The following is a 13,078-nucleotide window of genomic DNA, read 5'->3' as shown; positions in this document are numbered from 1 at the left end:
AGTTCACCGATGCAAGGCTCATTGATGCTGGATATCGCCGGCACTTGGCTGACCGCCGAGGATCGGCAGATTATTCGCCAGCCCGAAGTGGCTGGTTTGATCCTGTTCGGGCGCAATGTCGAGCACCCGCGTCAGGTGCGCGAGCTGGCGGCGGCAATTCGTGCGGTACGCCCCGATTTGCTCCTGGCCGTGGACCAGGAGGGTGGCCGGGTGCAGCGTCTACGCCAGGGGTTTTTGCGGTTGCCGGCGATGCGGGCGATTGCCGATAACGCCAATGCCGACGTCTTGGCCGAGCATTGCGGCTGGTTGATGGCCACCGAAGTGTTGGCGGTGGGGCTTGATATGAGTTTTGCGCCGGTGCTGGATCTCGATTACCAGCGCAGTGCGGTGGTCGGTAGTCGGGCTTTCGAGGCGGATGCGCAGCGTGCCACCCGCCTGGCTGGCGCCTTTATTCGCGGCATGAGTGCGGCAGGTATGGCCGCGACCGGTAAGCACTTTCCCGGGCATGGCTGGGCCGAGGCCGACTCCCATGTAGCGATTCCTGTGGATGAGCGCAGCCTGGAGCAGATCCGCGCCAGCGATCTGCAGCCGTTTGCGCAATTGAGTCGGCAGTTGGCTGCGGTGATGCCTGCGCACGTGATTTACCCGCAGGTCGATGATCAGCCGGCGGGTTTTTCGCGCCGCTGGTTACAGGATATTCTGCGTGGTGAGTTGCAGTTTTCCGGCGTGATCTTTAGCGATGACTTGTCGATGGCCGGAGCCCATGTGGTGGGCGATGCGGCTTGTCGTATCGAGGCGGCGCTAAGCGCGGGCTGCGATATGGGGCTGGTCTGCAATGATCGCGCTGCTGCGGAGTTGGCGCTGAGCGCATTGCAGCGCTTGCAGGTTGTTACACCGCCAGGTTTGGCGCGCATGCGTCGCCAGGATTTTCCGGGAACCGAATACCGGCAGAGTCCGCGATGGCTGGAAGCAGTGGGTGCATTACGCGCCGCGCAATTAATCGATTGAGGAGAGTTTGATGACTGTCTACGCCATCATCGGCGGTACTGGCCTGACCCAGCTTGATGGGTTGACCATCAATGCTGCGTTGCATGTTGATACGCCCTACGGAGCGCCCTCCGCTCCGCTGTTACGGGGTGAGTATGCGGGGCGTCAGGTGTTGTTCCTCGCCCGTCACGGTCATCCCCATCGGATTCCGCCGCATCAGGTGAATTATCGCGCCAACCTCTGGGCGCTCAAGCACTCAGGCGCCAAGGCGATTATTGCAGTGAATGCAGTTGGGGGTATCCAGGCGGTCATGGGCACCGGACATTTCTGCCTGCCGCATCAGATCATCGACTACACCTCGGGGCGCGAGCACACCTTTTATGAGGGAGAGCTGGAGCATGTCACCCACGTTGACTTCAGCCATCCATACGATGCCGAGCTGCGGGAAAAGCTGGCCGGGGCACTGGCTGCTGAAGGCTGCGCCTTTAGCGCCCAGGGCGTTTATGGCTGCACCCAGGGGCCGCGTCTGGAGACGGTTGCCGAGATCGCCCGGATGGAGCGGGACGGTTGCGATATCGTCGGCATGACCGGCATGCCCGAGGCAGTGCTGGCGCGTGAGCTGGCGTTGCCTTATGCCTGCCTGGCGTTGGTGGTTAATCCCGCTGCAGGTAAGTCCAATACATTGATCACCATGGCCGCAATTGAGCGCGCGCTTGATGACGGCATGGGCCGGGTCAAGGCTGTCCTGGCGCGTGTGCTGGCCGGCTAAACATAGCGGCTGGCGACGAAGCCCAGCGAGGCAGGCTTAGCTAGCACCTGCCTACGACTTATCGCCTCACAACAGGCAATGGGTGCATAGCCAATATAAAGGGTCGCGATAGCGACCCTTTATTGTTGCAGGCAAGGCGCCGGGCGCTCTGTTTAAAGTGGGCTGATGCGCACCAGCAGGCCAAAGCTGCCGTGATCAAGGTAGGTCAGTTCGCCGCTTTGCAGGCGCACGCTGTGTTTGATCAGTTCGCTGCTGTTGAGCGAGCCGTTGGTATCGAACTGGTTGACCCACAGATTGGCACTCAGGTCGATGAGGCGATCCTGCTTCAGGTCCAGGGTGCCTTCAACCGGGAAGTGGCCAAACTGTTCCACTCCGGTGCTCAGTGCCACGCTCGCGGGGCTGGTGCCGATGCTTTGCGTCCAGGCTTTGTGCAGTAGCACGGTATAGCCGTTGGCAGGATTGAGTTTGTTAGCTTCGCTATTCAGCGCGGCGGTACGTTCCTGACTTGAGTCGATCGGCAATGCCCCTTGCGCCCAGTCGTCAGGCGCGGTGCGGGCGGCCGGAAGCTGCTGGGTTGTTTGCCTGAAAACGATCACTTCAACCTGGAACATCGCCTCGGCAAAGGCTGTTGCGCTGCCCAGTAGCGACAGCAAGACAAGTGAGAGCGAGCGAAGTGCGCGCATGGTGTCAGTCCTTTAAGTAGAGGGGGTGAGTCGCGCGAAGAGCGCTTCCACGGTATCGAATCGATTTTCCGGGCGCTCCATCGGTACCTGGAATTTGAACAGTGTGGCACCCTCGAATTTGTAGCGAGCAGGCGCGCCCTGGATCAGTTTGATCAGGGTCATTGGGTCGACGCAGGTGTCAGCGGCGAACTCGATGCGCCCGCCTTGTGGGCCCGCGTCGACCTTCTTGATGCCGAGTTTCTCCGCCTGCAGTTTCAGGAGGGTCAGGCGCACCAGGTTCTTGCTTGGTTCAGGCAGCAGGCCGAAGCGGTCGATCATTTCCACTTGCAGCTCTTTCAAGCCATCCTCGTCGGCAGCCGAAGCGATGCGTTTGTAGAGGATCAGCCGTGCGTGCACGTCTGGCAGGTAGTCTTCCGGGATCAGTGCGGCTACTCGCAGGTTGATCTCGGGGCCACCGCCCAAGGGTTGATCGAGGTTGGGTTGTTCGCCCTTGCGGATGGATTTAACTGCGCGCTCGAGCATTTCCATATACAGGGTAAAACCGACTGCCTGGATCTGTCCGCTCTGGCCGTCGCCGAGCAGTTCGCCAGCACCGCGGATTTCCAGATCGTGGGTAGCCAGCAGGAAGCCAGCGCCGAGATCCTGGGCGCCGGAGATGGCTTCCAGGCGTTTCTGCGCGTCATCGGTCATCTGCTTGCGTGGTGGGGTCAGCAGATAGGCATAAGCCTGGTGGTGGCTGCGCCCGACGCGGCCGCGCAATTGGTGCAGCTGCGCCAGGCCGAACTTGTCGGCGCGCTCGATGATGATGGTGTTGGCGCTGGGCACGTCGATACCGGTTTCAATGATGGTCGAGGCGATCAGTACGTTGAAACGCTTGTGGTAGAAGTCGCCCATCACCTGTTCCAGTTCGCGCTCGCGCATCTGCCCGTGGCCAATGCCGATGCGCGCTTCGGGAACCAGCTCGGCCAGGTCGGCGGCGCATTTCTCGATGGTCTTGACGTCGTTGTGCAGGTAGTAGACCTGCCCGCCGCGGAGCAACTCGCGCAGCAGCGCTTCCTTGATGGTCGGGTTGTTCTGCTCCATCACGAAGGTGCGCACCGACAGGCGGCGCGCCGGCGGCGTGGCGATGATCGACAGGTCGCGCATGCCGGCCACGGCCATGTTCAGGGTGCGTGGGATAGGCGTGGCGGTGAGGGTGAGAATATCCACTTCGCTGCGCAAGGCCTTGAGCTGCTCCTTTTGGCGCACACCGAAACGGTGTTCCTCATCGATGATCACCAGGCCCAAGTCTTTGAACTGGACGTCACCCTGCAGCAACTTGTGGGTGCCGATGACGATATCGACCTTACCCTCACTCAGTTGCTGTACGGCGCTCGCGACTTCCTTGGTGCTCTTGAATCGGCTCATCACCTCGACATTCACCGGCCAGTCGGCAAAGCGGTCGCGAAAGCTGTTGTAGTGCTGTTGGGCGAGTAGGGTGGTTGGCACCAGTACGGCCACCTGGCGACCGCTATGCACGGCGATAAAAGCGGCGCGCATGGCCACTTCGGTCTTGCCGAAGCCGACGTCGCCGCAGATCAGGCGATCCATCGGCCTTGGTGCGAGCATGTCATCGCGCACCGCGTCGATGGCGGTTTGCTGGTCAGGCGTTTCTTCGAAAGGAAAGCCTGCGCTGAAGGTCTCATAATCGAGTTGCGGATCAGCAAACGCATAGCCCTCACGAGCGGCGCGGCGGGCGTAGATATCGAGCAGTTCGGCTGCGACATCGCGCACTTGTTCGGCGGCCTTGCGCTTGGCTTTCTGCCAGATTTCCGAGCCGAGGCGGTGCAGTGGGGCCAGTGCGTCGTCGCTGCCGGTGTAGCGGGCGATCAGGTGCAGGCTGGCCACTGGCACGTAGAGCTTGGCTTCCTCGGCATACATCAGGGCGAGGAATTCGGCCGCCTGGCCGTCAAACTCCATGGTCTCCAGACCCAGGTAACGACCGACGCCGTGATCGATGTGCACCACGGGCGCGCCCTCGCGCAGCTCGGCGAGGTTCTTGATGACGTTGTCACCGCCGTCGCGTGATTTCTCGCGGCGGCGGCGCTGCATGACCCGTTGGCCGAATAGTGGGCTCTCGGCAATCAGTGCCAGGTCGTCGAGCAGTAGGCCGTCGTCGAGCGGGGCAATAGTGATGCCCAGGCGCTCCTTGCTGGCGGTGAATTCTGGCCAGCTGGCCACTTCCCTAGGCTTGAGTTTGAGGCGCGCGAGTAGCTCCAGGAGCACTTCACGGCGCCCGGCGGACTCTGCGCAGAACAGCACGCGGCCCGGATATTCTTCGATAAAGCTGCGCAGAGCGGCAAGGGGCTCGCCGGCCTTGGCCTGGATCGCCAAGTCAGGCAGGGGTTGCGCGTCGAAGCGCTGGCGGCCGACGCCCGGCTCGATGTCCTGCTGGCTGATGACGACTCGTGGCCACTCTTTCAGGCGGGCGAAGCAATCATCTACCGGCAGGAAAATGTCGGCTGGCGGGAGCAAAGGACGCTCGGGGTCGACCCGGCGCTCGTCGTAGCGATTGCGTGCATCGCTCCAGAATTGCTCGGCGGCTTTTTCCACGCCCGGGAGGGAAAATACCTGGGTGTCCTGCGGCAAATAGTCGAACAGGGTCGCGGTTTCTTCGAAAAACAGTGGCAGGTAATACTCGATGCCCGCTGGGGTAATGCCAGTGGAGAGGTCCTGGTAGATCGGGCAGCGGCGGAAGTCGACATCGAAGCGATCACGAAAGCGCCCGCGAAAATCGCTAACGGCTTTTTTCTCCAGCGGGAATTCGCGGGCCGGCAGCAGCTTGATCGATTGGACTTTGTCGATCGAACGTTGGGTTTCCGGGTCGAAGGTGCGCAGGGTTTCGATTTCATCATCGAACAGGTCGATGCGGTACGGCTGGCTACTGCCCATCGGGAACAGATCGATCAGCGCGCCGCGTACGGCGAACTCGCCGTGCTCGTACACCGTATCTACACAGCGATAGCCTGCCGCCTCCAGGTTGCCGCGCATCTGGTTGACGTCGAGTTGCTGGCCAACGTGCATGACCAGGCTGCTGCCGAGCAGAAAACGCTTGGGCGCCAGGCGATGTAGGGCGGTGGTGATTGGCACTACCAATACACCATGTTTCAGCTCGGGCAGGCGATAGAGTGCTGAAATTCGCTGGGAAATGATGTCTTGATGCGGCGAAAACAGATCGTAGGGCAGGGTTTCCCAGTCAGGGAAATGCAGCACCGGTAACTCCGGCGCGAAGAAACTCAGTTCTTGCTGCAGGCGCTCGGCATTCTGACTGTCGGCAGTCAGCAGCAGAGTAAAGCGCTTGGCAGCACTGGCGGCTTCGGCAATCGCCAGGCTCAATGCGGCACCAGGCAGATTGCCCCAGTGCTGTTTCCCGGCGGTGGCGGGCAGGGACGGTAGACGCAGTACGGACACGGGCGGTACAGGCACGGGCGGCTCACGGGCTTGGCGGCATGGCCCCCGATTGTATCTATCCGCGCGTGTTGCTGTCAGTGTTTCGTCCGTTGCAGATTGCCGACGAATGCCTTGGCCGGCATAATGTAGCCCCTTTTTTCAGCCCCTACATATGGAAGGTACTGCCCGTGAATCAGAAGCCCGACCAGTGTCTCGGTGAGTGGATTGATCGTGAAGCCCTCGCAGAAGCGATGATTCCATTGATTGGTCAGCTCTACCGCAACAACAACGTTGTCACGTCGATCTACGGTCGTAGCCTGATCAACCGTTCGGTCATTCAGATTCTCAAAGCCCATCGCTACGCGCGCCATCGCCTGGACGGCGATGCCGAGCTGTCGGTGCATGGCACGTTCCCGATGCTCAAGACCATGAGCGAGCTCAAGCTGGGTTCTGCGTCAGTGGACTTGGGCCGGATGATGGCCAAGTACCTGGAAGAGGCCAATGGCCGCAGCATTGAGCAGTTCGTGCGTGACGAGCTGGAGCCGGTAGCCGGTCAGCAGAATGTCGCGGCACGCAAGGGCACCGATGTGGTGCTCTATGGTTTTGGTCGGATTGGCCGTCTGCTGGCGCGCATCCTGATCGAGAAGACCGGTGGCGGTGATGGCCTGCGTCTGCGCGCTATTGTTGTGCGCAAGGGTGCTGAAAACGATCTTGAGAAGCGTGCCAGTTTGTTGCGTCGCGATTCGGTGCATGGTCCGTTCGACGGCACCATCGTGATCGATGAGGAAAACAACACCATCACCGCCAATGGCAACCTGATCCAGGTGATTTACGCCAAGTCGCCAGGCGATGTGGATTACACCCAGTACGGTATCGATAACGCGCTGCTGGTGGATAACACCGGTGTGTGGCGTGATGCAGAAGGCTTGAGCCAGCATCTAGCCTGTCCGGGCATTGACCGTGTGGTGCTGACAGCGCCTGGCAAGGGCGAGCTGAAGAACATCGTGCATGGCATCAACCATGGCGACATCTCCGCTGACGACAAGATTGTTTCTGCTGCCTCCTGTACCACCAACGCCATTGTGCCGGTGCTGAAGGTAGTGAATGACAAGTACGGCATCATCAATGGTCACGTCGAAACCGTGCACTCGTACACCAACGACCAGAACCTGATCGACAACTTCCATAAGGGCAGTCGTCGTGGTCGTAGCGCCGCACTGAACATGGTAATCACCGAGACGGGTGCGGCCACTGCCGCTGCCAAGGCGCTGCCGGTACTCAAGGGCAAGCTGACGGGTAATGCCATTCGTGTGCCGACGCCGAACGTGTCCATGGCCATTCTCAATCTGAATCTGGAAAAGCCAGCAACCCGCGAAGAAATGAACGAGTACCTGCGCCACATGGCGCTGCACTCGGATTTGCATAAGCAGATCGACTTCGTCAATTCCCAGGAAGTGGTCTCCACCGACTTCGTTGGCTCGCGTCACGCAGGCGTGGTGGATGCCGAGGCGACCATCTGCAATGACAACCGCGTTGTCCTCTACGTCTGGTATGACAACGAGTTCGGCTATAGCTGTCAGGTGGTTCGCGTAATGGAAGACATGGTCGGCGTCAATCCGCCGGCTTTTCCACGCTAAGCACTAGCAGCAATTGAATAACGGGAGCTTCGGCTCCCGTTTTTTTATCCGGCTTTGCGGGTTGGCGGCTGTTTTAATGCATGGCCGGCAAACCTGGTTGGTCTCTCGGCAGTCTGATTAGTTGCTGAGTAAGCTGCTGCGTAATTTATCCGACAACCCCTTGGGTGCCAGCCAGATGCCCAGATAGGCGCTGGCCAGTTCCGGGTTATTGCTGGTGAAGGAGGTTTCGCCGTTGCGTTCCAGGCTCAGGCCGCTATCGGCGTTGTAGTTGAGCGCGTAGCGATCGCCTGGGTTTATGTCCAGGAAGCTGGCGTGCAAGGCATCCACGTCACTGCGCAGGCGCTCAAGTGTGGCGGGGTCATGTTGCTTTTTTAGCGTGGTCCAGGCTGCTTCGATGACGTCATCGCGCTGAATTTTGCGGAAATAGAAGAGTTCCAGGCGCTTGCTGCGTTGCTGGTCAAGTGCCTGGGCTGGGCTGACGCTGGGTTCTGCATAAAGAGCGGCGGCGTAGACGTCTGCCCATAAGTAGCGCAGAACGGTTTGGTTCTTGCGCTCCAGGGTGGTTCGCTCCACTGTCGCCTGGGCGGCGAAGTTCGCCTGGCGCAAGCGTTCATCAGTGCTGGCGAGCAGGGCGGTGCTGAGCAGGAGCAGTGTGGTTAATAGCAGTAGTTTGCGCATGCTGTGATTCCGGGCTGCAGGGTTACTGCCATTTCACCTGGGTAACTATTTGAGTCAAGTTCGGACTGTTGCACCCTGTTACGGGATGCCCAAAAAAAGCAAGCGCTTGGGTGGTCAGCGGAGGGGCGCGTCTTTATAATCAAGCGGATATTTTATCCGCGCTCGGCATCACTACCCGCCCCAGTAGCACTATTGGTGTGGGTATGGCTATTAAGCATCCAGATGCCGCCCGTATTCTAAAAAAAGCTTATAAATCAGTGGTTAGGCAAACCTATGATCAAATTGAAACATGGGCTTGATTTGCCCATAACAGGCGCGCCGGCGCAGCGTATTGAGGCTGCAAGGCCTGTGCGCAGTGTCGCCATCGTCGGCTTCGATTATCACGACATGAAGCCGACGATGCAGGTGCAGGTCGGTGATCGAGTCAAGCTCGGCCAGGTGCTGTTCTCCGATAAGAGGTCGCCAGGCGTTGAATATACGGCGCCAGGCGCCGGGGTGGTCAGTGCGATTCACCGTGGTGAGAGGCGCGTGCTGCAGTCGCTGGTTATCGATCTGGACGGCGATGAGCAAGTGACCTTTGCCAGCTACCCGCTGGCGCAGCTGGATGGGTTGAGTGATGCGCAGGTTCGCGAGAACTTGCAGCAGTCCGGTCTCTGGACTGCGTTGCGCACTCGTCCGTACAGCAAGGTACCTGCGGTAGATGCGCAGCCCAGCTCGATTTTCGTCGCAGCCATGGACACCCAGCCCCTGGCGGCTGATCCGGCGGTGATCATCGGTGAGTATGCCGCTGATTTCGAAAACGGTCTCAAGGTGCTGAGCAATCTGGCCAAGGTCTTCCTGTGCAAGGCCGATGGCAGCAGCCTGCCGGGTGAGCAGTTGAACAAGGTGCAGACCGAGGCATTTGCCGGTCCGCATCCGGCTGGATTGCCGGGCACTCATATCCATTTCCTCGATCCGGTCAGTGCTCGCAAGAGTGTCTGGTCGATCAACTACCAGGACGTGATTGCCGTCGGTAAATTGTTCGCTACCGGGCAATTGTGGGTCGAGCGTGTAGTCGCTCTCGCCGGTCCTGTCGTCGAGCAGCCGCGTCTGCTGCGTACCCGTCTGGGTGCCAGTCTGGACGAGCTGTGCGCCGGTCAGTTGCAGCCTGGTAATAACCGCGTGGTTTCCGGCTCGGTGCTTGGCGGGCGTACCGCCAAGGGCGCCTTCGCCTATTTGGGCCGTTACCATTTGCAGGTTTCGTGCCTGGCAGAAGGCAATGATCGCGAGATGCTGCACTACCTGCGGGCTGGGGTGAACAAGCATTCGGTGCTCAATGTGTTCGTTTCCAAGCTGGCGGCGGCGAAGAAGTTCGCCTTCTCCACCACGACCAATGGCAGTCCGCGCGCCATGGTGCCGGTCGGCAATTACGAAACTGTGATGCCGCTGGATATCTTGCCGACGCAACTGTTGCGCTACCTGATCGTCGGTGACACCGAGATGGCTCAGAAACTTGGCTGTCTTGAACTCGACGAAGAAGACCTGGCGCTGTGCACCTATGTCTGTGCCGGCAAATATGAATACGGCCCGATCCTGCGCGATAACCTCGCGCGCATCGAGAAGGAGGGTTAACTCATGGGCGTTCGCGCATTCCTCGATAAAATCGAGCACAACTTTGAGAAGGGCGGCAAGTACGAGAAGTTTTATGCCTTGTACGAAGCCATCGACACCTTTTTCTATCGCCCAGGTAGCGTGACCAAGACCACGGCTCACGTGCGTGATGGTATCGACCTCAAGCGCATGATGATCACCGTTTGGTTGTGTACCTTCCCGGCCATGTTCTTCGGTATGTGGAACACCGGTTACCAGGCCAACCTGATTTTCGCCAATAGCCCCGAGCTGCTGGCGGCCCAGGAGGGCTGGCGCTTCGCCTTGATTGGCTCGCTGGCCGGTTTTGACTCGAACAGCCTGTGGGATAACTTCATCCAGGGTGCTGCCTACTTCCTGCCTGTCTATGCGGTGACGTTCATCGTCGGCGGCTTCTGGGAAGTATTGTTCGCTTCGATCCGCAAGCATGAAGTCAACGAAGGTTTCTTCGTCACTTCGGTGCTGTTTGCCCTGATCCTGCCGCCAAGCATTCCGCTGTGGCAGGTCGCGCTGGGCATCAGCTTCGGTGTGGTGATCGGCAAGGAAGTGTTTGGCGGTACCGGCAAGAACTTCCTCAACCCGGCCCTGACCGGTCGTGCCTTCCTGTTCTTCGCCTACCCGGCGCAGATGTCGGGTGATGCAGTCTGGACTGCGGTTGACGGTTATGCAGGGGCAACCTCGCTGAGCCTGGCAGCTGCCGGCGGCATCGACAATGTACTGGGTAACGGCATCACCTGGATGAACGCCTTTGTGGGCACCATTCACGGCTCCCTTGGTGAGACCAGCACCCTGGCGATCCTGATTGGTGGCGGTGTGCTGTTGATCACCAAGATTGCTTCCTGGCGCATCGTCTCTGGCGTGATGCTGGGCATGGTCGGACTCAGCCTGCTGTTCAATCTATTGGGTTCGACAACCAATCCAATGTTCGCCATGCCGTGGTATTGGCACATGGTGGTGGGTGGTTTTGCTTTCGGCATGTTCTTCATGGCCACCGATCCGGTGTCTTCGTCCATGACCAACACCGGCAAGTGGATTTTCGGTGCATTGATCGGTGTGATGGTGGTGTTGATCCGCGTGGTCAACCCGGCGTTCCCTGAAGGCATGATGCTGGCGATTCTGTTCGCCAATCTGTTCGCACCGCTGGTCGACCACTTCGTCGTTCAAGCCAATATCAAGCGGAGGCTGGCACGTAATGTCTAGTCAAAAAGAATCCACCGCCCGCACGCTGACGGTGGCCCTGCTGGTTTGCCTGGTGTGCTCGGTGTTCGTTGCCGGCGCCGCTGTGGCGCTCAAGCCGACCCAAATCGACAACCGTCTGCTGGACAAACAGCGCAGCATCCTGGCAATTGCCGGGTTGGGCGCCCCGAATATGTCGAGTGCGCAAGTCAAGGACATGTTCAAAGGCACCATCAGTGCCAAGCTGGTCGATCTGGAGAGTGGCAAGTTTTCTGATGCCAAGGATCCAGTGACCTTTGATCCGCTGAAAGCCTCGAAAGACCCGAAGTTGTCCTCGGTGCTCAAGAGTCGTGATGACATCGCCGGGATCAAGCGCCAGGAAAACTTCAGCACTGTTTATGTGGTGGAGAAGGACGGGCAGGTCGATACCCTGATTCTGCCGGTGCGTGGTTATGGTCTGTGGTCGACCCTGCATGGCTTTATCGCGGTAAAGGGTGACCTCAATACTGTGGTTGGCATGGGCTTCTATCAGCATGGCGAAACGCCAGGTCTGGGTGGTGAAGTCGACAATCCGAAGTGGAAAGGCCAATGGCCAGGCAAAACCCTGTTCGATGAGGACGGCAAACTAGCCGTGCAAATCGTCAAGGGTGGTGTCGATGCGCAGAGCCCGAAGGCCGTGCATCAGGTTGATGGTCTGGCGGGCGCTACCCTGACCAGTAATGGGGTGGACAACCTGCTGAAGTTCTGGCTTGGCCAGAATGGCTTCGGTCCGTTTATTGCTAACCTGCGCGCAGGGGAGGCTTGATCATGTCGCAACCCACGATCAAACAAGTACTGTTGGATCCGATCTTCAACAACAACCCCATTGGCCTGCAGATTCTCGGGATCTGTTCCGCCCTGGCCGTAACGACCAATTTGCAGACAGCGCTGGTTATGTCTGCAGCGCTGACCTTGGTAACCGGGTTTTCTAACCTGTTTATCTCGATGATTCGCAGCCAGATTCCGGGCTCGATCCGCATGATTGTGCAGATGGTAATCATCGCTTCTCTGGTTATCGTGGTCGATCAATTGCTCAAGGCTTATGCCTTCAGTCTGTCCAAGCAGCTGTCGGTGTTTGTCGGACTGATCATCACCAACTGCATCGTGATGGGCCGCGCGGAAGCCTTTGCCATGCAGAACCCGCCGGTGCTGTCGTTCTTCGACGGTATTGGTAACGGTCTGGGTTACAGCGCCATGTTGATTGCTCTGGGCTTCATTCGCGAGCTGTTCGGTGCCGGCAAATTGTTGGGCTACGAGATCATTCCGGTGATCAACGACGGTGGTTGGTACCAGCCCAATGGCATGCTGCTGCTGCCGCCTTCTGCATTCTTCCTGATAGGCCTGTTTATCTGGGGCATACGCGCCTGGAAAAAAGACCAGGTCGAGAAGACGGTCTTCAAGATGGCGCCTCAGGTATCCACTAAGGAGGCCTACTAATGGAACACTACATCAGCCTGTTCGTCCGTGCGGTGTTCGTTGAGAACATGGCGTTGGCGTTCTTCCTTGGCATGTGCACCTTTATTGCGATCTCGAAAAAGGTCGAAACAGCCATAGGTCTCGGTATCGCCGTGATTGTGGTGTTGGGTATCACCATGCCGGTGAATAACCTGATCTACACCAATCTGCTTAAAGATGGTGCGCTGGCGTGGGCCGGGTATCCGCAGGTCGACCTGAGCTTCCTCGGCTTGTTGACCTTTATCGGGGTGATCGCGGCGATCGTGCAGATCCTCGAGATGACCTTGGATAAGTACGTGCCCTCGCTGTACAACGCGCTCGGTGTGTTCCTGCCGTTGATCACTGTGAACTGCGCCATCATGGGCGGCTCGCTGTTCATGGTCGAGCGCGACTACAACTTGGCGGAAAGTACTGTCTACGGTGTCGGTGCCGGTGTCTCCTGGGCGCTGGCGATTGCCGCTCTGGCGGGTATCCGCGAGAAGCTCAAGTACAGCGACGTTCCAGCTGGCCTTCAGGGCCTGGGCATCACCTTTATCACTATCGGTCTGATGTCTTTGGGCTTCATGTCTTTCTCCGGCGTGCAGTTGTAAGGAAGGGAT

11 protein-coding genes are annotated in these 13,078 nt (G+C 59.0%); 8 read left to right on the top strand and 3 right to left on the bottom strand.

Features of this window, described 5'->3' with window-relative positions; translation table 11 throughout:
• Window positions 1-9: 9 nt before the first annotated feature.
• The gene (nagZ, locus tag Q8K09_RS06645; protein WP_305254221.1) at window positions 10-1,008 is read left to right on the top strand and encodes a beta-N-acetylhexosaminidase; all 999 of its coding nucleotides are present in this window, start codon (window positions 10-12) and stop codon (window positions 1,006-1,008) included.
• Window positions 1,009-1,018: 10 nt separating this feature from the next.
• On the top strand, window positions 1,019-1,756 hold the full coding sequence (locus Q8K09_RS06640; RefSeq protein ID WP_305254175.1) for an S-methyl-5'-thioinosine phosphorylase: 738 nt from the start codon (window positions 1,019-1,021) through the stop codon (window positions 1,754-1,756).
• A 152-nt stretch (window positions 1,757-1,908) separates the two neighbouring features.
• Here the strand turns inward: Q8K09_RS06640 and Q8K09_RS06635 are convergent, their stop codons facing one another.
• Complete coding sequence (locus tag Q8K09_RS06635; protein ID WP_305254174.1) at window positions 1,909-2,439, bottom strand: CsiV family protein; 531 nt, start codon at window positions 2,437-2,439, stop codon at window positions 1,909-1,911.
• Between the two features lie 12 nt (window positions 2,440-2,451).
• Entirely contained in the window at window positions 2,452-5,889 is a 3,438-nt protein-coding gene (gene mfd / locus Q8K09_RS06630) for a transcription-repair coupling factor (RefSeq protein WP_305254220.1), read from the bottom strand.
• A gap of 149 nt (window positions 5,890-6,038) precedes the next feature.
• On the opposite strand from mfd, the gene Q8K09_RS06625 reads away from it, so the two are divergent.
• Window positions 6,039-7,505 (top strand): glyceraldehyde-3-phosphate dehydrogenase, encoded by a 1,467-nt coding sequence (locus Q8K09_RS06625; protein WP_305254219.1) that lies wholly within the window; start codon window positions 6,039-6,041, stop codon window positions 7,503-7,505.
• Window positions 7,506-7,622: 117 nt separating this feature from the next.
• Here Q8K09_RS06625 and Q8K09_RS06620 read toward each other — a convergent pair whose 3' ends face one another.
• Window positions 7,623-8,183 (bottom strand): chalcone isomerase family protein, encoded by a 561-nt coding sequence (locus Q8K09_RS06620; RefSeq protein WP_305254173.1) that lies wholly within the window; start codon window positions 8,181-8,183, stop codon window positions 7,623-7,625.
• Window positions 8,184-8,456: 273 nt separating this feature from the next.
• Here Q8K09_RS06620 and Q8K09_RS06615 point away from each other — a divergent pair, with 273 nt between their 5' ends.
• Genes Q8K09_RS06615 through nqrE form a run of 5 tightly spaced genes read left to right on the top strand, consistent with a single transcriptional unit; the run spans window position 8,457 to window position 13,069 of the window.
• Entirely contained in the window at window positions 8,457-9,794 is a 1,338-nt protein-coding gene (locus tag Q8K09_RS06615) for a Na(+)-translocating NADH-quinone reductase subunit A (RefSeq protein ID WP_305254172.1), read from the top strand.
• 3 nt (window positions 9,795-9,797) lie between these two features.
• Window positions 9,798-11,009, top strand: coding sequence for an NADH:ubiquinone reductase (Na(+)-transporting) subunit B (locus Q8K09_RS06610; protein WP_305254171.1), 1,212 nt, complete (start codon window positions 9,798-9,800; stop codon window positions 11,007-11,009).
• The gene (locus Q8K09_RS06605) at window positions 11,002-11,790 is read left to right on the top strand and encodes a Na(+)-translocating NADH-quinone reductase subunit C (protein WP_305254170.1); all 789 of its coding nucleotides are present in this window, start codon (window positions 11,002-11,004) and stop codon (window positions 11,788-11,790) included. The genes Q8K09_RS06610 and Q8K09_RS06605 overlap by 8 nt, the downstream gene beginning before the upstream one ends.
• Entirely contained in the window at window positions 11,787-12,461 is a 675-nt protein-coding gene (locus tag Q8K09_RS06600; RefSeq protein WP_305254169.1) for an NADH:ubiquinone reductase (Na(+)-transporting) subunit D, read from the top strand. Before Q8K09_RS06605 ends, Q8K09_RS06600 begins: the two co-directional genes overlap by 4 nt.
• Window positions 12,461-13,069, top strand: coding sequence for an NADH:ubiquinone reductase (Na(+)-transporting) subunit E (gene nqrE / locus Q8K09_RS06595; protein WP_305254168.1), 609 nt, complete (start codon window positions 12,461-12,463; stop codon window positions 13,067-13,069). The genes Q8K09_RS06600 and nqrE overlap by 1 nt, the downstream gene beginning before the upstream one ends.
• Window positions 13,070-13,078 lie beyond the last annotated feature (9 nt).

This window comes from Pseudomonas sp. (genome assembly GCF_030683065.1).
In the GTDB taxonomy this organism is placed as follows: domain Bacteria; phylum Pseudomonadota; class Gammaproteobacteria; order Pseudomonadales; family Pseudomonadaceae; genus Aquipseudomonas.
This window is presented reverse-complemented; position numbering and strand designations above follow the sequence as displayed.